This window comes from Pseudomonas sp. App30, assembly GCF_047947025.1.
GTDB lineage: Bacteria > Pseudomonadota > Gammaproteobacteria > Pseudomonadales > Pseudomonadaceae > Aquipseudomonas.
The window spans coordinates 1,301,915-1,325,546 of the sequence record NZ_CP133165.1 but is presented as its reverse complement, the minus strand read 5'-3'; the positions used below and the strand labels follow the sequence as shown (position 1 = coordinate 1,325,546).

The 23,632-nt window shown below is 66.3% G+C and carries 14 protein-coding genes; 5 read left to right on the top strand and 9 right to left on the bottom strand.

Going from position 1 to position 23,632, the window contains the following annotated elements:
* Positions 1–107: 107 nt before the first annotated feature.
* On the top strand, positions 108–3,572 hold the full coding sequence (locus RAM80_RS05815; RefSeq protein ID WP_416425276.1) for an indolepyruvate ferredoxin oxidoreductase family protein: 3,465 nt from the start codon (positions 108–110) through the stop codon (positions 3,570–3,572).
* A gap of 65 nt (positions 3,573–3,637) precedes the next feature.
* On the opposite strand, the gene RAM80_RS05810 is transcribed toward RAM80_RS05815, so the two are convergent.
* The 6 genes from RAM80_RS05810 to RAM80_RS05785 form a co-directional block, all read right to left on the bottom strand.
* Complete coding sequence (locus RAM80_RS05810; RefSeq protein WP_416425275.1) at positions 3,638–5,506, bottom strand: acetyl/propionyl/methylcrotonyl-CoA carboxylase subunit alpha; 1,869 nt, start codon at positions 5,504–5,506, stop codon at positions 3,638–3,640.
* Positions 5,503–6,303, bottom strand: a complete 801-nt coding sequence (locus RAM80_RS05805; protein ID WP_416425274.1) for a gamma-carboxygeranoyl-CoA hydratase — start codon at positions 6,301–6,303, stop codon at positions 5,503–5,505. The genes RAM80_RS05810 and RAM80_RS05805 overlap by 4 nt, the downstream gene beginning before the upstream one ends.
* A 2-nt stretch (positions 6,304–6,305) precedes the next feature.
* Entirely contained in the window at positions 6,306–7,913 is a 1,608-nt protein-coding gene (locus RAM80_RS05800) for a carboxyl transferase domain-containing protein (RefSeq protein WP_416425273.1), read from the bottom strand.
* Between the two features lie 13 nt (positions 7,914–7,926).
* Positions 7,927–9,090, bottom strand: coding sequence for an isovaleryl-CoA dehydrogenase (locus tag RAM80_RS05795; RefSeq protein WP_416425272.1), 1,164 nt, complete (start codon positions 9,088–9,090; stop codon positions 7,927–7,929).
* 1,289 nt (positions 9,091–10,379) lie between these two features.
* Positions 10,380–11,279 (bottom strand): hydroxymethylglutaryl-CoA lyase, encoded by a 900-nt coding sequence (locus tag RAM80_RS05790; RefSeq protein ID WP_416425271.1) that lies wholly within the window; start codon positions 11,277–11,279, stop codon positions 10,380–10,382.
* Positions 11,280–11,283: 4 nt separating this feature from the next.
* Complete coding sequence (locus RAM80_RS05785) at positions 11,284–11,682, bottom strand: MerR family transcriptional regulator (RefSeq protein WP_416427419.1); 399 nt, start codon at positions 11,680–11,682, stop codon at positions 11,284–11,286.
* A gap of 135 nt (positions 11,683–11,817) precedes the next feature.
* Between RAM80_RS05785 and RAM80_RS05780 the strand changes: the two genes are divergently transcribed.
* Positions 11,818–16,224 carry a hypothetical protein gene (locus RAM80_RS05780; RefSeq protein WP_416425270.1) on the top strand — a complete coding sequence of 1,469 codons (4,407 nt, stop codon included), beginning with the start codon at positions 11,818–11,820 and terminating at the stop codon, positions 16,222–16,224.
* 12 nt (positions 16,225–16,236) lie between these two features.
* Here the strand turns inward: RAM80_RS05780 and RAM80_RS05775 are convergent, their stop codons facing one another.
* Positions 16,237–17,175 carry a LysR family transcriptional regulator gene (locus RAM80_RS05775; protein WP_416425269.1) on the bottom strand — a complete coding sequence of 313 codons (939 nt, stop codon included), beginning with the start codon at positions 17,173–17,175 and terminating at the stop codon, positions 16,237–16,239.
* Positions 17,176–17,332: 157 nt separating this feature from the next.
* On the opposite strand from RAM80_RS05775, the gene RAM80_RS05770 reads away from it, so the two are divergent.
* A complete protein-coding gene (locus tag RAM80_RS05770; protein ID WP_416425268.1) occupies positions 17,333–18,571 on the top strand; it encodes an acyl-CoA dehydrogenase in 1,239 nt (412 codons plus the stop codon).
* Between the two features lie 73 nt (positions 18,572–18,644).
* On the opposite strand, the gene RAM80_RS05765 is transcribed toward RAM80_RS05770, so the two are convergent.
* Positions 18,645–19,964 (bottom strand): substrate-binding domain-containing protein, encoded by a 1,320-nt coding sequence (locus tag RAM80_RS05765; RefSeq protein WP_416425267.1) that lies wholly within the window; start codon positions 19,962–19,964, stop codon positions 18,645–18,647.
* A gap of 230 nt (positions 19,965–20,194) precedes the next feature.
* Positions 20,195–21,007 carry an exodeoxyribonuclease III gene (gene xthA / locus RAM80_RS05760; protein WP_416425266.1) on the bottom strand — a complete coding sequence of 271 codons (813 nt, stop codon included), beginning with the start codon at positions 21,005–21,007 and terminating at the stop codon, positions 20,195–20,197.
* A 177-nt stretch (positions 21,008–21,184) separates the two neighbouring features.
* Here xthA and RAM80_RS05755 point away from each other — a divergent pair, with 177 nt between their 5' ends.
* Both RAM80_RS05755 and RAM80_RS05750 read left to right on the top strand, forming a co-directional pair.
* Positions 21,185–21,835: a GNAT family N-acetyltransferase gene (locus RAM80_RS05755; RefSeq protein ID WP_416425265.1), complete on the top strand. Its 651-nt coding sequence runs from the start codon at positions 21,185–21,187 to the stop codon at positions 21,833–21,835.
* A gap of 65 nt (positions 21,836–21,900) precedes the next feature.
* Positions 21,901–23,628, top strand: a complete 1,728-nt coding sequence (locus tag RAM80_RS05750; protein WP_416425264.1) for an autotransporter assembly complex protein TamA — start codon at positions 21,901–21,903, stop codon at positions 23,626–23,628.
* The last annotated feature ends 4 nt before the right edge of the window (positions 23,629–23,632 follow it).

The following is a 23,632-nucleotide window of genomic DNA, read 5'->3' as shown; positions in this document are numbered from 1 at the left end:
ACAGCAGAAATGCCCGAATTTAGAAAGAAAAAGCCTCACTCCGAAAGGCATATTTTTAGCCACTGACTGATGAGTCATGGCCGCCATAAAAATAACAGGAGTGCCGCATGTCCCTAGCCGACGTCCGCCTGGACGACAAGTACCGCCTCGCCACCGGGCACCTGTACCTCACCGGTACCCAGGCCCTCACGCGCCTGCCCATGCTGCAGAAACAGCGCGACGAGGCCCGTGGCTTGAACACCGCAGGCTTCATTTCCGGTTACCGGGGCTCGCCCCTGGGCAACCTTGACAAGAGCCTGTGGGAAGCCCGCGACTACCTGCAGAAACACGCCATCCATTTCCAGCCCGGCGTCAACGAAGAGCTGGGCGCTACCGCCGTGTGGGGCAGCCAGCAGGTCAACCTGTTTCCCCAGGGCAAGTACGACGGCGTGTTCGCCCTGTGGTACGGCAAGGCGCCGGGGGTGGACCGCTGCGGCGACGTGTTCAAGCACGGCAACTCGGCCGGCGTGGCGCCCCACGGCGGCGTGCTGGTGCTGGCCGGCGACGACCATGGCTGCAAGTCCTCGACCATCGCCAGCCAGAGCGAGCACGCCTTTATCGCGGCGATGATCCCGGTGCTCAACCCCAGCAACGTCCAGGAGATGCTCGACTACGGCATCATCGGCTGGGAGCTGTCGCGCTACAGCGGCTGCTGGGTGGCGATGAAGACGATTGCCGAGAACGTCGATTCCTCGGCGGTGGTGGAGGTCGACCCGCTGCGGGTGCAAACCTGCGAGCCCGCCGATTTCGTCCTGCCCGAGGGCGGCCTGCACATTCGCTGGCCCGACCCGCCCCTGGCCCAGGAAGCGCGCCTGAACACCTACAAGATCTACGCCGCCCGCGCCTTTGCCCGCGCCAACCAGCTGAACAAGGTGGTGCTCGATTCGCCGCAGCCGCGGCTGGGCATCGTCACCACCGGCAAGTCCTACCTGGACGTGCGCCAGGCCCTGGAAGAGCTGGGCCTGGATGAAACGCTCTGCGCCAGCGTGGGCATCCGCGTGCTGAAAGTCGGCATGAGCTGGCCACTGGAACCGGTGTCGGTGCACGACTTCGCCCAGGGCCTGGACGAGATCCTGGTGGTGGAGGAAAAACGCAGCGTCATCGAGGACCAGCTCACCGGCCAGCTGTACAACTGGCCCGTGGACAAGCGCCCGCGCGTGGTCGGCGAGTTCGACGAGGAAGGCCGCTCGCTGCTGCCCAACCTCAGCGAGCTAACGCCGGCGATGATCGCCCGGGTCATCGCCAAACGCCTGGCACCCATCTACAGCAGCCCGCAGATCGAGGCGCGGCTGCGTTTCCTGCAAGACAAGGAACAGGCCCTTCAGGCCCCTCTGCACAACGTGCAGCGCACCCCGCATTTCTGCTCTGGCTGCCCGCACAACAGTTCCACCAAGGTGCCCGAGGGCAGCCGCGCGCTGGCCGGCATTGGCTGCCACTACATGACCATCTGGATGGACCGCGAGACCGATACCTTCACCCAGATGGGCGGCGAGGGCGTGACCTGGATCGGCCAGGCGCCGTTCACCGAGACCGCCCACGTGTTCCAGAATCTGGGCGACGGCACCTATTTCCACTCCGGGCACCTGGCGGTGCGCGCGGCGGTGGCGTCCGGGGTCAACATCACCTACAAGATTCTCTACAACGACGCCGTGGCCATGACCGGTGGCCAGCCCATCGACGGCATCCTGCGGGTCGACCAGCTCAGCCGCCAGGTGTTCGACGAAGGCGTGCAACGCATCGCCTTGGTCAGCGACGAGCCGGACAAATACCCCAGCCGCGCCGGCTTTGCGCCGATTACCACGTTCCATCACCGTCGCGACCTGGACGCAGTCATGCGCGAGTTGCGCGAGTTCAAGGGCGTGTCGGTGATCATCTACGACCAGACCTGCGCCACGGAAAAACGCCGCCGGCGCAAACGCGGGACCATGCCCGAGGTGAACAAGCGCGCGCTGATCAACCCGGCGGTGTGCGAAGGGTGTGGCGACTGCGGGGTGAAATCCGGTTGCCTGTCGGTGTTGCCGCTGGAGACCGCCCAAGGGCGCAAGCGCGAGATCGACCAGCACGCCTGCAACAAGGATTTCAGCTGCGTGGAAGGCTTCTGCCCCAGCTTCGTCACCGTGCACGGCGGGCAGCTGCGCAAGCCGCAGTTGCCCAGCCGTGACCAGGCCTTCGCGGCGCTGCCGGCGCCGCTGCTGCCGAGCCTGGAGCGCCCGTTCAATATCCTCCTGCCCGGCGTCGGTGGCACCGGCGTGACCACCGTGGGCGCCCTGCTGGGCCTGGCGGCGAACCTGGAAGGCAAGGGCTGCAGCGTGCTCGACCAGGCCGGCCTGGCGCAGAAGTTCGGCCCGGTGGTGACCCACATTCGCATCGCCGCGCGCCAGGCAGACCTGTTCGCCGTGCGCATCGCCGCTGGTGATGCCGACCTGCTGCTGGGCTGCGACCTGCTGGTGGCGTCAGGGCCTGACGCGCTGGCGAAGCTGAGCCTGGACAAGTCCCATGCGGTCATCAACAGCCAGCAGACCCCAACGGCGGCGTTCACCCGCGACCCGGATGCGCAGTTCCCGGTCGCAGCCATGACCCAGGCGATCAGCGACGCGGTGGGCGCCGACAAGACCCATTTCGTCGAGGCCACGCGCCTGGCGGTGGGCCTGCTGGGCGACAGCATCGCCAGCAACCTGTTCATGCTCGGCTACGCCTACCAGTTGGGGCTGATTCCACTGACGGCCGAGGCCATTGAAAAGGCCATCGAACTCAACGCCGTGGCGGTCAACCTCAACCAGCAGGCCTTCCTCTGGGGGCGCCGCGCGGCCCATGACGCACGGGCGGTGGAAGCGGTGCTCAAGCCAGCGGTGCAGGTGCCGGTGGAGCAGACCCTGGACGAGCGCCTGGCCGCCAACGCGGCGACCCTGCGCGCGTACCAGAACCAGGCCTATGCCGACCGTTACCTGGCGCTGGTGGAGCAGGTGCGTGCCAGTGAAGCCCGCCAGGTGCCCGGCCAGCCCCTGGCGCTGACCGAAGCCGTGGCCCGCTACGCGTTCAAGCTGATGGCCTACAAGGATGAATACGAGGTGGCGCGGCTGTACAGCAACGGCGAATTCACCCGCCAGTTACAGGGGCAGTTCGAAGGCGACTACCGCCTGGAGTTTCACCTGGCGCCGTCGTGGCTGGGTAAGCAGGGCAAGCAGGGCAAGCGCAGTTTCGGCCCGTGGATGCTCAAGGCGTTCGGGCTGCTGGCGCCGTTCAAGTTCCTGCGCGGCACGCCGCTGGACCCGTTCGGCTATACCCAGGAGCGGCGCCAGGAACGGGCGTTGATCGAGGCTTACCAGGCTGACATCGCCTTGATTCTTCAGCACCTGACCCCAGCCAACCGCCACACGGCGCTGAGCCTGGCACGGCTGCCGGAGCAGATTCGTGGGTACGGGCACGTGAAGGACAAGGCGGTGGGCGTGGCCGAGCAGGAAGCGCAGCGCTTGCGCCAGTGTTTGCGCGACGGTGAGGCTGCGGTGGTGAAGCTTTACGAAGTGGCTGCCTGAAAAGAGACGCGGCCTTCGGCCGCTGCTACGGATCTTCTGTAGCAGCGGCCGAAGGCCGCGTCCAATCACCCGGATTGCATTTCTACCAGCACATCCCCCTCCGCAACCATCTCGCCCTCCTGGCAATGCAACGCCTTCACCACCCCCGCCTCCGGCGCGCGAATGCTGTGCTCCATCTTCATGGCCTCCAGCACCACCAGCGGCGTACCGGCCTCCACCTGCTCACCGACGCCCACCAGCACCCGCACGATGCTGCCGTTCATGGGCGCGTTCAGGCCGCCCTGCTGGCCGTGGCTGGCGTCGGCTTCGGCGATGGCGTCAACGCGGGTCACCGGGTGAACTTCGCCGTTCCAGCGCAGGTACAGGGTGTCACCGCGCAGGAAGGCTGGCGCCGCAGGCGGGGACGGTTGCAGGTGCACCACCTGACGCTGGTCGCGGCAGCGCAGGTGCACCACCGTCTGTGCTGGCAAGCCCAGGCGCAGGCCATTGGCCGCGGCCCAGGCGTCACTGCCGGTCGGGCGCACGAACGCGGCAGCCGCGGCCTGCCAGAACGCTTCTGGCAGTTCGGCCGAAGCGGGCAGCAGCTCGGCCTGGTGACGGGGAATGAAGCCAGTGTCCAGCTCGGCGGCGGCGAACGCCGGGTGGCCGATGATGCGCCGCAGGAACGCCAGGTTGGTGCGCACGCCGCCCACGGCGAACTCATCGAGCATGGCCAGCAGGCGCAGCCGCGCCTGTTCGCGGGTCTCGCCCCAGGCAATCAGCTTGCCCAGCATGGGGTCGTAGAACGGCGACACGCTGTTGCCCTCGCTGACGCCGCTGTCCACCCGGCGGCCGGGGCCTGGGGCGCTCTCCTGGTACAGCGCCAGGGTGCCGGTGGCGGGCAGGAACTCGTTGTCCGGGTCTTCGGCGTACAGCCGCACTTCCATGGCGTGGCCGTGCAGCGGCACCTGGGCCTGGGTGAGGGGCAGCGGCTCGCCCTGGGCCACGCGAATCTGCCAGGCCACCAGGTCCAGGCCGGTGATGGCCTCGGTGACTGGGTGCTCCACTTGCAGGCGGGTGTTCATCTCCATGAAGAAAAACTCGCCGCGGGCGTCCAGCAGGAACTCGACGGTGCCGGCGCCGACGTAACCGATGGCCTGCGCGGCCTTCACCGCGGCCTCGCCCATGGCCTGGCGCAATGGTGGGGAGAGGCCTGGCGCCGGGGCCTCCTCGACGACTTTCTGGTGGCGACGCTGGATCGAGCAGTCGCGCTCGTTGAGGTACAGGCAGTGGCCGTGCTGGTCGGCGAACACCTGGATTTCCACGTGGCGCGGCTGCAGCACGTATTTTTCCACCAGCATGCGCGCATCGCCGAATGACGACTGGGCCTCGCGCTGCGCCGAGGCCAGGGCGTCGGCCAGTTCGCTCTCGCGCTCCACCACCTTCATGCCCTTGCCGCCGCCGCCAGCGGTGGCCTTGAGCAGCACCGGGTAGCCGATGCGCTGGGCGGCGGCGCGGAAGGTCTCCAGGTCCTGGGCCTGGCCGTGGTAGCCGGGCACCAGCGGCACGCCGGCGGTTTCCATCAGTGCCTTGGCGGCTGACTTGCTGCCCATGGCGTCGATGGCCGCAGCCGGCGGGCCGAGGAATATCAGCCCGGCCTGTTCGATGGCGCGGGCGAATGCGGCGTTCTCCGAAAGAAAGCCGTAGCCGGGGTGGATAGCCTGGGCGCCGCTGCTGCGGGCGGCGGCGATGATCTTGTCGATGTCCAGGTAGCTGTCGCTGGCCTTGCTGCCGCCCAGGTCCACGCACACATCCGCCTCGCGGCTGTGGCGGGCGTCGCGGTCGATGGCGCTGTGCACGGCCACGGTGGTCAGGCCCATGGCCTTGGCGGTGCGCATCACCCGGCAGGCGATTTCACCGCGGTTGGCCACCAGCAGGGAGGTGAGGGTGGTCATTGTGGTTGCTCCTGCCAGGCCGGGGTGCGTTTTTCCAGGAAGGCGCGCAGGCCCTCCTGGCCCTCGCCGCTGACGCGAATGCGGGCGATGGCGTTCTCGCAGTAACGCCGCACGGCGGCGGTGGTTTCGCCGTGGGCGACTTCACGCAGCAGCTCTTTGCAGGCGCGCATGGCCTGCGGGCTGTTGAGCAGCAGGTTGTCCACCCAGTGCGCCAGGCGCTGTTCCAGTTCGGCGCTGGCGCAGGTCTCGGCCAGCAGGCCCAACTCATGGGCGCGCTGGCCATCGAAGCGTTCGGCGGTCAGCGCGTAGCGCCGCGCGGCGCGTTCGCCGATGGCCTTGACCACGAAGGGGCTGATGACCGCAGGGGTCAGGCCAATGCGCACCTCCGACAGGCAGAACTGCGCATCCACCGTGCCCAAGGCCATGTCGCAGCAGCTGATCAGCCCCAGCGCGCCACCGTAGGCCGCGCCGTGGACGACGGCCAGGGTCGGCAGCTTGAGCTTGCCCAGGTTGTACATCAGCTCGGCCAACTGGCGGGCATCGTCCAGGTTGGTGTTGAAATCCAGCTGCGCCGACGCCTGCATCCAGGCCAGGTCGGCGCCGGCGCAGAAGTGCTTGCCGCGGCCGCGGATCAGCAGGAAGCGCAGGCTGGCGTCGGCGGCCACGCTGTCCAGCGCCAGGATCAGTTCGCGGATCATCTGCGCGTTGAAGGCGTTGTTTTTTTCGGGGCGGTTGAGCCACAGGGTGGCGAAACCGCGCGGGTCGCGGGTCAGTTCCAGGGTATCGAAATCGTTCATGGTCACATCCGGAAGATGCCGAAGCGGCTGGGTTCGATGGGCGCGTTGAGGGCGGCCGACAGGGCCAGGGCGAGGATGTCGCGGGTCTGCGCCGGGTCGATCACGCCGTCGTCCCACAGGCGGGCGCTGGAGTAGTAGGGGTGGGCCTGGCGGTCGTATTGTTCGAGGATCGGCTGCTTGAGCGCCGCTTCTTCCTCGGCGCTGAAGCTGCCACCGGCGCGTTCGCTCTGCTCGCGCTTGACCTGCACCAGCACGCCGGCGGCCTGTTCGGCACCCATCACGCCGATTCGCGCGTTGGGCCACATCCACAACAGGCGTGGGTCGTAGGCGCGGCCGCACATGCCGTAGTTGCCGGCGCCGAAGCTGCCACCGATGATCACGGTGAATTTCGGCACCCGCGCGCAGGCCACCGCGGTCACCAGCTTGGCGCCGTGCTTGGCGATGCCGCCGGCCTCGTATTTCTGCCCGACCATGAAGCCGGTGATGTTCTGCAGGAACAACAGCGGGATGCCGCGCTGGCAGGCCAGCTCGATGAAGTGCGCGCCTTTTTGCGCGGCCTCGGCGAAGAGGATGCCATTGTTGCCGAGGATGGCGACAGGCATGCCGTGCAGGTGGGCGAAGCCGCACACCAGGGTGGTGCCGAACAGCGCCTTGAACTCATCGAACACCGAGCCGTCCACCAGCCGCGCGATCACTTCGCGCACATCGAAGGGCTGCTTGGCGTCGGCCGGGATCACGCCGTACAGCTCGTCGGCCGGGTAGAGCGGGGCGATTGGCGCCTGGCACTGCAGCTGGCCCAGCTTGCGCCAGTTGAGGTTGGCCACGCAGCGCCGGGCAATGGCCAGCGCGTGCTCGTCGTTGTCAGCGTAGTGGTCGGCCACGCCCGAGACTTTGCAATGCACGTCGGCGCCGCCCAGGGCCTCGGCGGTCACCACCTCGCCGGTGGCGGCTTTCACCAATGGCGGCCCGGCGAGGAAGATGGTCGCCTGCTCGCGGACCATGATGGTCTCGTCCGACATGGCCGGCACGTAGGCACCGCCTGCGGTGCAGGAGCCCATGACCACGGCGACCTGGGGGATGCCCTGGGCGCTCATGGTGGCCTGGTTGAAGAAGATCCGGCCGAAGTGCTCGCGGTCGGGGAACACCTCGTCCTGGCGCGGCAGGTTGGCGCCGCCGGAGTCCACCAGGTACACGCACGGCAGGCGGTTTTCCTGGGCGATGGCCTGGGCACGCAGGTGTTTCTTTACGGTCAGCGGGTAGTAGCTGCCGCCTTTGACCGTGGCGTCGTTGGCGATGATCATGCATTCCACGCCTTCGATGCGGCCGATGCCGGCGATCACGCCAGCGGCCGGCACGGCTTCGTCGTACACCTCATGGGCGGCCAGCTGGCCGATTTCCAGGAACGGCGAGCCGGCGTCCAGCAGGCGGTTGATGCGCTCGCGCGGCAACAGCTTGCCGCGTGAGGTGTGGCGTTGCTGGGCCTTGGCGCCGCCGCCTTCGTGCACCTGGGCGAGCAGGCTGCGTAGGGCGCCAACTTGTTCGAGCATGGCCGCGCTGTTGGCGATGAAGTCGGCGGCGCGCGGGTTGAGTCGGGTGTGCAGGGTAGCCATGGGGCGCGCTCCGTCAGCGGGTTTCGTTGAACAGCTCGCGGCCGATCAGCATGCGGCGGATCTCGCTGGTGCCGGCGCCGATCTCGTACAGCTTGGCGTCGCGCAGCAGGCGCCCGGCGGGGAATTCGTTGATGTAGCCGTTGCCGCCCAGGATCTGAATGGCGTCCAGGGCCATCTGCGTGGCGCGCTCGGCGGTGTACAGGATCACCCCGGCGGCGTCCTTGCGCGCGGTCTCGCCGCGCTCGCAGGCCTGGGCCACGGCGTACAGGTAGGCGCGGCTGGCGTTGAGCTGGGTGTACATGTCGGCGACCTTGCCCTGGATCAGCTGGAACTCGCCGATGCTCTGGCCGAACTGCTTGCGGTCGTGGATGTAGGGCACGATCAGGTCCATGCAGGCCTGCATGATGCCGGTGGGGCCGCCCGAGAGCACAACGCGCTCGTAGTCGAGGCCGCTCATCAGCACCTTCACGCCGCCGTTGAGCACGCCGAGGATGTTCTCTTCCGGCACCTGCACGTCGTCGAAGAACAGCTCGCAGGTGTTGGAGCCGCGCATGCCCAGCTTGTCGAACTTGTTGCTGCGGGTGAAGCCGGCCCAGTCGCGCTCGACGATGAAGGCGGTGATGCCGTGGGCGCCTTTTTCCAGGTCGGTCTTGGCGTAGATCACATAAGTGTTGGCGTCGGGGCCGTTGGTGATCCAGGTCTTGCTGCCGTTGAGCACGTAATGGTCGCCACGCTTGTCGGCGCGCAGCTTCATCGACACCACGTCGGAGCCGGCGTTGGGCTCGCTCATGGCCAGGGCGCCGACGTGCTCGCCGCTGATCAGCTTGGGCAGGTACTTGAGCTTCTGCGCGTGGCTGCCGTTGCGGTTGATCTGGTTCACGCACAGGTTGGAGTGTGCCCCGTACGACAACGCCACCGACGCCGAGGCGCGGCTGATTTCCTCCATGGCTACCACGTGCGCCAGGTAGCCCAGGCCGGCACCGCCGTATGCTTCGGGCACGGTAACACCCAGCAGGCCCATGTCGCCGAACTGGCGCCACAGGTCGGCGGGGAACAGGTTGTCACGGTCGATCTGCGCGGCGCGCGGGGCGATCTGGGCGGCGGCGAAGGCCTGCACCTGGTCGCGGAGCATGTCGATGGTTTCGCCCAGGGCGAAATTCAGGGTCGGGTAGCGCATGGGTGGCCCTTCATGGATTGTTTTTATGAAATGAATGCTGACCTTTACGTTAACGTAAACCTGCTGGCGCGGGCTGTCAAATCGGTGCGGTGGGAAGGGGGAGGGAATAAATCGCGGAAAGCACTGAGGGGAGCCGAAGCTCCCCTCAAGGTCTTGTTGCTTGCTCTTTTTTATTATTGAGGGGCGGCCTGTTGTTGTTTTTGGCGACCGTGACCCTTTACCGCTGTTTCGTGTGACCCACATCCTGGGTCAAGAGCAAACGTATTTTTTTGAGCGCTGATTCGCCTGTCACCGGTACGTCGCTGCCTCGGGGCAGTTTTGTTGTTCTGTGTACGGTGTGGGGCAAGCCCCGGTGGCGCATCTTCTCCAAAAAAATCTGTTAGCTTCGCCTCTGCCGCGATTGTTCTTGTTATGCCAGAGCCGTTACGTGTTGTTTTTATTGGGTACTGCCGTTTTATTGTTTTTGTTGTACGAGAGATATAGCAGGTCCCGTGCCAACTTTTCAAAACCCAATGAATTCGGGGCTTTCGCCGTTTTCAGGAATTTTTCACCGGGTTTTCACACCCCCGATGTGTTTCCCTGTTACCCGTTTCGTGGGGAAGTGTGCGGGTGAGGTGACACTTTGTCGCACCCCTGTGCGGGTTGTCAAATTCGTCCGAGCAGCGGCCACACACGGTTTTTCGTAGCAGCGGCCGCCAGGCCGCGTCATGGGCACTGCGGTTCAGCGGGTAAACGGAGGGAGGCGGACGCAGCCTTCGGCAGCTGCTACGGGGGAAGTGGGGAATGCCGGAAAGCACTGAGGGGAGCCGAAGCTCCCCTCAAGGTCTTGTTGCCTGCTCTTTTTTTATTATTGAGGGGCGGCCTGTTGTTGTTTTTGGCGACCGTGACCCTTTACCGCTGTTTCGTGTGACCCACATCCTGGGTCAAGAGCAAACGTATTTTTTTGAGCGCTGATTCGCCTGTCACCGGTACGTCGCTGCCTCGGGGCAGTTTTATTGTTCTGTGTACGGTGTGGGGCAAGCCCCGGTGGCGCATCCTCTCCAAAAAAATCTGTTAGCTTCGCCTCTGCCGCGTTTGTTCTTGTTATGCCAGAGCCGTTACGTGTTGTTTTTATTGGGTGGTACTGAGTTTTTTGTTTTTGTTGTGCAAGAGATAAAGCAGATGCCGTGCCAACTTTTCGAAGCCCAATGAAAACGGGGGTTTGGTCGCTCCAAGGCACGCGGGTGTCGGAAAAGGAACGCTCAAAGTGTTTCCCTGATACTCGGAAAACGCGGGAGGGGTAACACCCCTCAGCCACACCGGCGCGCTTGTGCTACCCGCGAGCCGTTGGCGCGGCCCAGCTGCTGGCTGATGCGCTCGCCCACGGCAATCACCCGGTCCAGGTCGATGCCGGTCTGGATACCCAGGCCCTGCAGCAGGTACAGCACGTCCTCGCTGGCGACGTTGCCGCTGGCGCCCCTGGCGTACGGGCAGCCGCCCAGGCCGGCCACGGAGCTGTCGAACACGCTGACGCCTTCCAGCAACGCCGCGTAGATATTGGCCAGGGCCTGGCCGTAGGTGTCATGGAAGTGCCCGGCCAGCTGCGCCAGCGGCACCTCCCGGGCCACGGCCTGGAACAGGTTGCGGGTAGCACCGGGGGTGCCGACGCCGATGGTGTCGCCCAGGGAGATTTCCCGGCAGCCCATGGCGTGCAGCTCGCGCGCCACGGCGGCCACCTGGGCGGGGGCGATGGCGCCTTCGTAGGGGCAGCCGAGCACGCAGGACACGTAGCCGCGCACCGGCACACCGGCGGCCTTGGCCGCTGCCATCACCGGCGCGAAGCGTTCCAGGCTCTGCGCAATGGAGCAATTGATGTTGCGCTGGGAAAAGCTCTCGGACGCTGCGGCGAACACCGCCACCTCGTGCGCGCCAGCCGCCAGTGCCGCCTCGAAGCCTTGCAGGTTGGGCGTCAGCGCGCCGTAGGTCACCCCTGGCACGCGCTGGAGGCTGGCGAACACCTCGGCAGAGCCAGCCATTTGCGGCACCCACTTGGGCGAAACGAAACTGCCGGCCTCTATATAGGCATAGCCACAGGCGGCCAGCTCGTTCACCAGCTGTGCCTTGTCGATGACACTGATGGGGCTAGCCTCGTTCTGCAGGCCGTCGCGGGGGCCGACTTCGACCAGGCGCACGCTGTGGGGCAGGGCCATGGTGTTACTCCTGGGCGGTAACAGGGTGGGCGCCGAGCTCGGCAAGGGCCTGGGTGCAGCGCTCCTCGGCGGTGTCCAGTTCCAGTTGCATCTGCTGGATGTCGAGCAGTTGCTGGGCCAGTTGCGCGCGGCGCTCGGTGATTTTGGCGAGCATGCTGGCCAGCTGCTTGTGATTGCCGCTGGGGTCGTACAGCTCGATCAGCTCGCGGCACTCGGCCAGGGAGAAACCGATGCGCTTGCCGCGCAGTATCAGCTTCAGGGTGACCTTGTCCCGCGGTGAGTAGATGCGTTCCTGGCCACGCCGTTCGGGGCTGAGCATGCCTTGCTCCTCATAGAAGCGGATGGCGCGGGTGGTGATGTCCAGTTCGCGGGACAGGTCGGAGATGCTGTACGTCATGGTCAGGCTCGGCAGGATGGTTGACGTCAACGTAAACCCTGCTTGACGTTAACGTCAAGCAGGGCCGTTAGGTAATTACCACCTGGCACGCCGGGCAGCCGGGCCCAATGGGCGCTCATTCCCCTGCAAGGACTGCAGCCCATGACCGATCTACCGCTTGCTCCCCCCGCGCTGCTGTTTGGCGCCTTTGCCGAAGAAATCGACCCGTACTGGCGTGATTGGCAAGTCAGCCAGCAGCAGGCGGCCGTCCGCGCTACTGTCGGTGACAATGCCGACTTGAAGTCGGCGCTATGGCGCACCCTTCGCGGTTACCAACAGGCGATCGGGGCCGCGCGTGAGGCCTGCCTGTTGGCCGCGCGTCCGCTGCTCGGCCGCAGCGACGCCTGGGCTGAGCTTGCCCCTGGCCATATCCTCTTCGACACCCTCAGCGCGGCCCACGCCAAGGCCCTGCGCGCCGAGTTCGATATGATGCAGGCGCTGGGGCAGCTCAAGGGCGAGCAGGCCAGCCGCCTGGAAGCGTTGCTGGACCACCCGGACGATGCCGAGCGGCCCGTCGGTAACACCCTGGTTGCCGATGTGGCGTTGCTGGGTGCCGATGGCAACGATGTGCTGGCTGGGGTCATGGTCATTACCCATGCCAGCGCCGTGCATGACACCGCCGGCACCTGGGGCGTGCAGGTGTATTGGCCCGGCACCCACGGCGGCCTGGCGTATTTCGAGTCGCTGGACGCCTTCCAGATGGCCGTGCTGGAGGGGCTTGCCGAGGCCGACCCGACGTTGCCTGCGCAGGTGTCGTTTTCCTACGCACCTATCGTGGGTAACGCCTTCGATGTAGGCCTCAAGCGCCAATGGCGCCAGTTGCATCAGCATGCCTTGGCCATCGAGCAGGGCAAGTGCTTCTACGCTGACGCCGACTCGCCCGCAGCGTCGATGCAGCGTTGGCGCCAGGAAGCCTTGCAGGCGCTGGAGGCGCCCCGCCACGACGCGCGTGACCAGGCGTTCCTCGACGTGCTGTTCGAGCACGAGACCGTAACCCTGGCCGAGGGCTTGCCAACCTGGTTGCGCGGGTTGAACCCGCAGGCCCAGGAAGAGTTGAGCCAGCGCCTGGCCGACTACCTCGCCGCCCTGGACAAGGCACAGGGGGTGCTGGCGCGCGACGTGCCGCCGCGCGACGAGTTCGCGGGCGCAGCCCTCGCGCAGCGCCTGCAAAAGGATTTCGGTCTGCAACCGGAAAACCTGGTCATCGACCTGCCCGTCTCGCTGGCCACGGTGCGCGAGACGGTCCCCGGCTCAGGGGCGCCCGGTACCCCGTTGATCATGATCACCCGGCCCAGCGAGGCTCGTGAGCAACTGTCCCTGGTGCAGTTGGCGCTTGCCGGCATAGACGAAGAAATCGCCAAGCGCCTGCATTTTGCTCACGTTGAATCGCGCGGCGTGGCGGCCAGCGTGGCGCTGCCGACACTGGCGCAACTGCGGGTGCTGTTCGAGGAACTGGATCTGCCGGCTCGCTACGAGCGCAGCCTGCGCGATGCCTTCAAGGGCTTGCCCGGTGAAAGCCAGGAAGCCATCCTGGCCCGCCGCACTGCCTTGCTGGCACCTTGGCAGGCCAGCCTGCGCCTGCACGGCCAACTGGCCCTGCGCCGCTCGCGGCTCGATGCCCAGGCGCTGGCGTTGCTGGACAACCCTGCGGCCCGGTTGCACTGGGTGCTGTTCAAGGGCACCGGCACGCCCGCTGGCAGCGCCTTGGCCGGGGCGGTGTTGATCAACGACCCGGGCACCGGGCTGACGGTGCTGTACCTGCCTGACGCGCCCAACGGCCAGGTGCTGACCCAGCACGGGAGCATGGCCGAGGCTTGCCGCCGGCTGGTGCAGATGAGCCTGGAGTCACGCATGGTCGACTATCTGGCAGCGCTGGTCACCAGCGGGCTGGCCAGCGACCACGGCGCCTACATCCGTGAGGCCCAGCTACGCAACTTCGATGGCTGGCTGGTGCCCGGCGAGCGCATCGGCGTGGCCAGCAGCGTGGCCGAGTACCAGCTGAACCTGCAGATGGGCCGCCTGATCAGCAATCACCGCGCCACCGCGCGCTCCCAGGACCAGTTGTGGCTCGAAGCCGCCGCGCGCAGTCACGACAGTATTTTCATGGTTATCAAGGTGTTGGTCGGGCTGCTGCCATTCGCCGGCTCCGTGGTGGCGGTCTACGACGCTTTCGACAGTGCCGTCGAAGCGGTCAAGGCGTTCCGCCGCGGTGAGGGGGCGAACGGTCTGCTGGAGCTGGAAAACATGCTGGCGTCCCTGGTGGGCGCGGCCATGGACATACTGCCCGGTACCGTGGCCGGCGGCCTTGGCAACGTGAAGGGGCTGCGTGCCAGTGTCCGTGCCCGCCAGGCCCAGGCGGTGGCGCGCCTGGCGCCGCTGGATGGCCCAGGCCATGTGTCGGCGTTTCGCGGTTATGAAAGCGACCTGGCGATTGCCTTGTTGCAGACAGCCGAGCAAGGGATTTACCGCTATGCCGGTGGGCAGTACATCCTGCGCGGTGGGCATGCGTACGCGGTGCAATGGGACGTTACTTACCACACCTGGAGGTTGCGCGGCACCGCGTTGAAAACCTACCGCCAGCCAGTCAGGCTGGATGCCCGTGGCCAGTGGCAAACCCACGGCGCAATTTCCGGACGCCTGGTGGACGGCGGGCTGGCAGGGGGCGGTGCGGCGGTCAGCGCGGTGGCCGACAGCCTGGTGGAACGCCTGCCCCTGGCGATCCAGGCGCGGTTGCCGCGTTGGCTAGGCGACGCCATGGTGCGCCGGCAACGGCGGATTTTCAGCCGGCTGATCGCCGACGAGCGTGACACCACCCAACGGCTGCGTGCCACCGAAGCGGCTCGCTCACGTTTTGCCGCGGCCGGTGTACCCGACGAGGCGCTGCGCAAGACCGTGGTCGACCTGGCCATTCAAGAGGTGAAAGCCTGCGAACGTTACCTTGCAAGCCTTGCGGAGCACCGCGCGTACCTGCCCGAGGGCGTCTATCGCCGCGCTTACCAGGGCACCCGTTACCAGGGCATGGACCGCATGCAGTTGCTGATACGCATGGGCAAGATTCGCCGCCAGGCAGTGCGCGAAGAGTTCGGCGTACGGCAGGCGGCGCACCAGACCCTGATCGACGCGGCAGAACGCGGGGAGCTGACCCTCGGCGCCTTTACCGATGCCATGAACCGCACGCTGGGGGCCACCCAGGAGGTGCGGATCAAGCTGCTGGAAATTGCCGATTTCATTCATGAATGGAGCGCGCGGTTTGAAAGTGAGTGGCACAGCGCTTCGCTGGATGCGCCACGGCGGGCGGAAATCGGGCGCCTGATGCGCGAGGGCGGTTACGATTACCGACCCCGGATGGACGGTGCGGTCAAGGCAGAAATACTGCTCAAGCTGGTGCTCAAGCCGCAGCTGTCCACCAGCCCGGAGCGCTTGCTGCTGGGCGAGCTGGTGATACGCGATGTGCGTCAGCTGGATATTCTGCTCGCCACCTGGCGCGACACCGAGGTGGTCGATCTCAGTGCTGCCCAGCGCCAGCGCGTGCTGTCACAGTTTGCCACGGCCACGGAGCTGTTCCGCTGGCGGCTGGAGGAGTGGACCAGTGTCTACGCCCAGTACATCGACCTGCGTTACCAGAAGCGCCTGGTCAATCACCTCAAGGCGTTGGTGGATGAGGCCACGCGCGGGCTGGCGGCAAGCCCCGAGCGGCCACGCCGCCCGCAGCCGGAGGGCGGCCCGCGCAGGCGGGTGTTCGAAACGGTGGATGACGAGGTGTTGATCGGCACCGAAAGTGGCACGGGGGCCCAGCGCTCCATGGCCGTGGAACTGGGCGATGGCACGGTACGCCATTACGACCTTGAAGCCGACAACCGCTGGGCCCTGCGCCAAGCGGCGGCCACCCAGGCGCGCCTGGCGGACCTGCAGGCACAGGCACGGGTGCAGCTCGACAGCAGCGAGGCCCTGGTGCTGCGCGCCGAAGGCTACGCCCGACGTGGCATGGTCCTGGCGAGCATCGATGACCTGATCAGCAACGAAGGCCGCAGGCTGCTGCAGCTGGCGACGAGTATTGAACGCCTGTCCACCGCCGCCGATGACACGGTGGCACTGGTGGAGCGCTTGCGGGGGCGGGGCACGGAGCTAGTCGCCCAGGCCACGCGCCTGCGCATTCGCCTGACCAAGGCCATGCCGCATCCCACCATGGCGCACGCCGAGTACCTGCTGGGCCAGCAGGCCATTCGCCTGGAGCGCCGTGCAGGGCGGGTGCCGGAACTGGACACCCAGCAATTCCTGCAGGAATACGTGATGGTCGACGTGGCCAGCGGGGGGGACCTGTGGGTGGCGCATTTCCACTACGGCAAGCTGCGCTACGCCTTCGACAACTTCGCCGCGGCCCATGTGAAGCGGGCTGACCAGGCGCGGTTGGGGGCGCAATGGGAAGCGCAGAATGCACCGGCCAGGGTGTGGCGCAGCCCCATCAGCCCGGCCCAGGCGCGCCAGTATTTCCAACCCCTGGAACCGTGACCGCCGTGGCCGTCAGCGCCCGGCGCTGGCGGCCTGGGGCAGGTGGTCGGCGCGGCTCACCAGTTGGCCCAGTTCGATCATCTGCTCGCGCATCCAGCGGTTGGCCGGGTCCTGGTCGGTGCTTTCGTGCCAGTACAGGTGGGTTTCCACCGGCGGCACGTCGTTCACCGGCAGGGCCACGTAGTTGAGGTCGTGGCGGCGGGCGAAACGCTCGGGCACGGTCATCACCATGTCGGTCTGCTGCAACACCTGGGAGGCCATCAGGTAATGCTGCGAGCGCAAGGCAATCTTGCGCTGCAGGCCCATCTTGCCCAGCGCCAGGTCCACGTAGCCCAGGCCGTTGCGGCGGCTGGAGATGTGGATGTGGGTGAGCGCCAGGTAGTCGTCCAGGGTGATCTTTTCCTTGTTCAGCGGGTGGCCCTTGCGCAGGGCGCACACGTACTGGTCCTCCATCAGCTTGACGTGGCGCACCTGCGGGTCGGTGTTCAACGGTGCGTCCACGGCGAAATCCAGGCGCCCGGCGGCCAGCTCCTTGGTGGTCTCGCGGCGCTTGCACAGGAAGCTTTCGATCACCACGGCGGGTGCCAGGCGGCGCAGGCGCTGGAACATCGGCGGCAGGATCACCGCCTCGGTGAGGTCGGTCATGCTGATGCGGAAGGTCTTGCTGGCCTGCAACGGGTTGAAGATGCGGCTTTCCTGCACCGACACGCGCAACAGGGACAGGGCGTTGCGCACCGGGCCGATGATGTTCTGCGCCATGGGCGTGGGCACCATGCCCTGGGCGGTGCGCACGAACAGCGGGTCATTGAAGGTTTCGCGCAGCCGGGCCAGGGCGTTGGACACCGCCGGCTGGGTGATGCCGACGATCTGCCCGGCGCGGGTAAGGTTGGCCTCGGTGTAGATGGCGTCGAAGACGATGAACAGATTCAGGTCGACCTTGCTCAGATTCATGTGGCAGCGCTCTTGTTGTGGTTGTGCCGATGCATCGCGTCATCCTATATCGGTGATGAATGATAATAGACGCCGAGAATAGGTTAGATAAATCTTGGTGCCTGTTCTAGCATCGAATCCATGCCCACGACAACCCTTGCTCAAAGGTAGCTGCCCCATGGATTTCGCTTATTCGCCCAAGGTTCAGGAATTGCGTGAACGCGTGACCGCGTTCATGGATGCATACGTTTACCCAGCCGAGCCGGTGTTCGAACGCCAGGTGGCCGAAGGCGACCGCTGGCAGCCCACCGCGATCATGGAAGAGCTGAAAGCCAAGGCCCGCGCCGAAGGCCTGTGGAACCTGTTCCTGCCCGAATCGGAACTGGGCGCCGGCCTGACCAACCTGGAATACGCGCCGCTGGCCGAGATCATGGGCCGCTCGCTGCTGGGCCCCGAGCCGTTCAACTGCTCGGCGCCCGACACCGGCAACATGGAGGTGCTGGTGCGCTACGGCAGCGAGGAGCACAAGCGCCGCTGGCTGGAGCCGCTGCTGCGCGGCGAGATCCGCTCGGCGTTCGCCATGACCGAGCCGGACGTGGCCTCGTCCGACGCCACCAACATGGCCGCCCGCGCCGAGCGCCAGGGTGACGAGTGGGTGATCAACGGCCGCAAGTGGTGGACCTCGGGCGCCTGCGACCCGCGCTGCAAGATCCTCATCTTCATGGGCCTGAGCAACCCGGACGGGCCGCGTCACCAGCAGCATTCGATGATTCTGGTGCCGGTGGACACCCCCGGGGTGAAAATCGTGCGGCCGTTGCCGGTGTTCGGCTATGACGATGCGCCCCACGGCCATGCCGAGGTGCTGTTCGACAACGTGCGCGTGCCTTACGACAACGTGCTGCTGGGCGAGGGGCGCGGTTTCGAGATCGCCCAGGGGCGCCTGGGCCCGGGCCGTATCCACCATTGCATGCGCTCCATCGGCATGGCCGAGCGGGCGCTGGAGCTGATGTGCAAGCGCTCGGTCGAGCGCACCGCCTTCGGCCGGCCGCTGGCGCGGCTGGGCGGCAACATCGACAAGATCGCCGACTCGCGCATGGAAATCGACATGGCCCGGCTGCTGACCCTCAAGGCCGCCTACATGATGGACACCGCCGGTAACAAGGTGGCCAAGAGCGAGATTGCGCAGATCAAGGTGGTGGCGCCCAACGTGGCGCTGCGGGTGATCGACCGCGCCATCCAGATCCATGGTGGCGCAGGTGTCAGTGGGGATTTCCCGCTGGCCTACATGTACGCCATGCAGCGCACCCTGCGCCTGGCCGACGGCCCGGATGAAGTGCACCGCGCGGCGATTGGCAAATACGAGATCGGCAAGTACGTGCCCAAGGAGCTGCTGCGCAGCGCGCGCGAGCAGGGTTGACCCCACCGGTGTAGCAGCAGCGAAATCCTGCACACACCGCACCCGTAGCAGCGGCCGCAGGCCGCGTCCGCACTCAATACACCCACACCTCCACCCGCCGGTTCTTGATGCGGCCTTCGTCCATGTCATTGGTCGCCACCGGCATCTCTGCCCCCAGCCCGCGAATGTCGCGCAGCACCACGCCGCTGCGCGCCAGCTCGCGGCGCACGGTCATGGCCCGCAGGCGCGACAGCAGCAGCGCGCGGGCGCTGTCGTCCTTGGCATCGCCGAAGCCCACCAGGGTCACGTCCTTGAAGGTCTTGCCGCGCGCGCGCAGGTAGGCCAGCACCCGCTGCACGTCGGCCATGGCCTTGTTGTCGAGGCTGGCACTGCCCTCGGCGAAACGGAAATTCACTGACAGGCGCTGGGCGTCGGCCGCCAGCTGGCGATAGTCGGCGGGCATGTTCGCCGTGGCGGGCACCTGGATGGCCTGCACGGTCTGCGAGACGAAACCGTAGCGGGCGACGATGGCCTGGCCCTTGTCGCTCTGGGTAAAACGCACCAGCGCCTGGGCCCAGGGGTTGTTGCGCGCCGGCGGCAGGTAGAAATACAGGCGCCGCGACAAGGGATAATCCTCGGTGGCGATCAGGCTGATGGTGGGCGCCATGGCTTGCGCGGCGCCGTCGCCGATGGCCAGGGCGCGGGCCTGGCGCACGTAGGGCAGGCCGATGAAGCCGATGCCCTGGGGGTCGCGGCTGACGTCGTCCGACAGCTGTTCGCTGGACTCCAGGCGCAGGGCCTGGGGCGCCAGGTTCTTGCCGCGCGGGGTCAGCACTAGCTCCTTGAACGTCTCCCAGGTGCCGGACTGGTCATCGCGTGCGTACAGGTGAATGGGGCCGTGGCCCAGGCCCACCTCGGCCCAGTCACGCACCTCGCCGGCGAAAATCCGCGCCAGTTGCTCGGTGCTCAGCTGCCGCAAGGGGTTGTCGGGGTGCACGATCACCGCCACGCCATCGATGGCGATCACCTGCTCGGCCTCGGCGCTCTTCAGGTCACCCAGGCGGTCCAGCGCCACCAGCTCGCTGTCCTTGATGGGCCGTGAGGCGGCGGCCAGGTCGGCCTCGCCATGCTCCAGCGCGCTGAAACCGGTGCTGGAACCATGGGCGTCAATCTCGATGCGCAGCTGCTGGCCATCCACGGTCACGGCCGACACCTGCTGTTCGTTGGCGTGGTCGCCGGGCTCCACCTTGACCTGCTTCAACCCCTGGTCCTGCAGCATCGCCTGCACCAATGCCGGGCCCAGCTCGGCGCCGATGGTATTGGAACCCTGGATACGCAGGACTGGCACCTCGGCCCAGGCCGTGAGGGGCAGGGCCAGGCAGATGAAAAACAGCAGGCGGGGGAGGCGGGACATCGTCGCAGGCACCGGGGAGGCCGAAGGGGTGCCGGGGAGAATAAGACAAGCAGGTTACCAGTATGTGAACAAGCAGGACGCCTGGGTTTGCTCCCCGACGTGACCTGGCGGCTTGTAGCCGCTGCCGCCAGGCTGCGCTGGCCCTGGTGTTCACTGGAGATCTCCAACGTGAATAAGGGCCGGCGTCGCCTTCGCCAACGGCTACCGAGCTATAGCGGTACGGATCGCACTCAGCTCAACTTCAACCAGATCGGCGCGTGGTCCGACGGCTTTTCCATCCCGCGCAGTTCATAGTCCACGCCAGCATCCGCCACCCGTGGCAGCAGGCCGTGCGAGGCCATGATCAGGTCGATACGCAGGCCGCGCTTGGGCTCGTCCTCGAAGCCGCGGCTGCGGTAGTCGAACCAGCTGAAGCGGTCGGCGACGTCGGGGTTGAGGTGGCGGAAGCTGTCCACCAGGCCCCAGTTCTTCAGGCGCGCCATCCACTCGCGTTCCTCGGGCAGGAAGCTGCACTTGCCAGTCTTCAGCCAGCGCTTGGCGTTGTCCGGGCCGATGCCGATATCGCAGTCCTCGGGGGAAATATTCACGTCACCCATCACCACCAGCGCCTGGTCGTTGCTGAACTGGCCTTCCAGCAGCGCCTGCAGGTCGGCGTAGAAGCGCTGCTTGGCCGGGAACTTGGTGGGGTGGTCGCGGCTTTCGCCTTGGGGGAAGTAGCCGTTCATGATGGTTACCGGGTTGCCGTTGGCGTCGGCGAAGGTGCCCCAGATGAAGCGGCGCTGGGCGTCTTCTTCATCGGTGCTGAAGCCCTTGTGCAGGGCCAGCGGCGCCTGGCGCGACAGCAGGGCCACGCCGTAGTGGCCCTTCTGGCCGTGGTAATGCACGTGGTAGCCCAGGGCTTGCACCTCGGCCAGCGGGAACTGCTCGTCGCTGACCTTGGTTTCCTGCAGGCCGATGACGTCGGGCTGGTGTTTTTCGATCAGCGCCGCCAGCTGATGGGGCCGGGCGCGCAGGCCGTTGATGTTGAACGAGACAATCTTCATGGAGGCGGCAGTCCTGGGTAAAACGCCGATGCTAACGGATGGGCCCGGTTGGGGCCAGCATGGCGAGCTGGGGCCGGCACTGCTAAGGTCCAGTTGGATGGAACCTCGCGACCCTGCCGTATCCCAATACAAGAACGCGCCGCACTCAAGCGGCGCCGTGTGCACAGGAGCTTGACCATGTCCCAGTCTGCCACCGAGACAGCCCAGGTAGTCATGCTGGACGGCGGCTACGCCAGCGAGGTGCGTTCGCTGCTGTACCACGCCTATCGCCACGAACCGACTTTCGCCTACGTGTTCGAGGCCGACCGCACCGGCTACGAGCAGCGGGTGCGGGCCACGGTGCGCGAACTGGTCAAGCAGCATTTCTTCCAGGACCTGCCCGGCATCGGCCTGCTGCATGAAGACCGCCTGGTGGGCGTGGCCCTGATCGCACCGCCCCAGCGCCGCCTGGGCATCACCGAAAGCTGGGCCTGGCGCCTGCGTATGCTGCTCAGCACCGGCCTGGGTTGCACGCGCCGCTACCTGGAATATTACCAGTCGGTGCTGGCCTGCCTGCCCAGCGAAGCGGTGCATGTGCTGCCCCTGCTGGCGGTGCACCCGCAGTACCAGGGGCATCACTTTGGCGAGCAGTTGCTCACCGCCGTGCACAATTGGTGCGCCGACGACGAGCATTCCGACGGGGTCGTGCTGGACACCGGCAACCCCCGTTACCTGGCGTTCTACCAGCGCCAGGGCTACGAGGAAATTGGCGAGATTGCCGTGGGACCGGTCCGTGAACATGTGTTTTTTCATGCAAGCCCGCAACATTTGGAACACATTCGTGTCTAGAATCAGAATCTTGCGAGGGCCGATCCGCTCTTAAAACGCCGCTTTACCGTGATAGCATCCGCGCCATGAAGTTTTCAGGACGATTTACCCGCGGTCTGGTGTTGCTGTTCACGAGTTTTGCCGCGCACGCGCAAAGCGAACTGGTGGTACAGGTAAAACCAGCCAATTCCGAGCTCAAGGCCAATGTCGAAGGCTACATCGGCAGCCTCGGCGACCGTGACGCCGAAGCCCTCGAGCGTTTCAGCCACGGCGCCGAAGAGCAGGCCGCCAAGGCCGCCCAGGCCCTGGGCTACTACCAGGCGCACATTGCCAGCCGGGTGAAGGACGGCGCGAACCCGCAACTGGTGCTGAGCATCGAGCCGGGCGAGCCCATTCACCTGCGCAACGTCACCATTCGCCTCGAAGGGCCGGCCAGCCAGTTCAAGGGCTTCCGCCTGCCCAACAGCGCCGACCTGCGCCCTGGCGCCGTGCTCAACCACGGCCATTACCAGGACGCCAAGCAGCTGATCCTCAACCAGGCCTCGCGCTACGGCTATTTCCAGGGCCATTTCACCCAGCAGCGGCTGGCCGTGGACCCGGTCGCCGGCGTGGCCGACATCGAGCTGGTGTACGACAGTGGCCCGCGCTTCACCCTCGGCGCCGTGCATTTCGAAGGCGACACGCCGTTCGACGACGACCTGCTGCAACGCATGGTGCCGTTCAAGCCCGGCACCCCCTATGACTCGCAGCTGGTGGCCGAGCTCAACCAGGCCCTGCAATCGAGCGGCTATTTCGAAAGCATGCGCGTGGACGCCGCGCCCACCTCTGCCGAAGGGCAGGTGATACCGGTGGACGTGCAACTCAAGACCCGCAAGCCGCGCACCATCGGCATCGGCCCCGGCTATTCCACCGACGTGGGCCCGCGGGTGAAGGCCAACTGGACGCGCCACTGGGTCAACTCCCACGGCGACAGCTACGGCACCGAGGCCGAGGTGTCCGCACCGCGGCAGAACATCGGCCTGTGGTACGACCGCCCGCTGGACCCACCGCTCACCGACAAGCTGCGTTGGGCCGCCGGTTACCAGTACGAGGAAATCGCCGACACCGACAGCCTCAGCAAGCTGCTGACCGTGGGCCCCGAGTGGCACAGCAAACTGCCCAGCGGCTGGCAGCGGGTGATCTCGCTCAAGTGGCAGCGCGAGGAATACCGCCTGGGCAACGACAGCGGCCTGAGCACGCTGCTGATGCCGGGCATCAGCTACTCGTACCTTAAAAGCGACAACAAGGTCGACCCGCACAACGGCTACCGCCTGCAGTTCGACACCCAGGTGGCCAAGGAAGGCCTGGGCTCGGACGCCAACCTGGTGCACGGCAACGTGCTGCTCAAGGGCCTCACCACCCTGGGCGAGAACCATCGCCTGCTGGGTCGCGTGCAGTTCGGCGGCAGCCTCACCAACGGCTACAAGGCCATCCCGCCGTCGCTGCGCTTCTTCGCCGGTGGCGACCAGAGCGTGCGCGGCTACGATTACCAGACACTGTCGCCGGAAAACTCCGATGGCGACAAGATCGGCGGCCGCTACCTGGTGGCCGGCAGCGTCGAATACCAGTACTCCATCGCCGAGAAATGGCGCATCGCAACCTTCGTCGACCAGGGCAACTCGTTCAACAACCTGGAGCTGCCCAGCCTCAAGACCGGCGTCGGCGTGGGCATCCGCTGGGTGTCCCCGGTGGGCCCGATTCGCGTCGACCTGGCGCACGCCCTGGAAGACCCGGGCGGCTTCCGCATTCACTTTTCCATAGGGCCTGAGCTTTGAACCG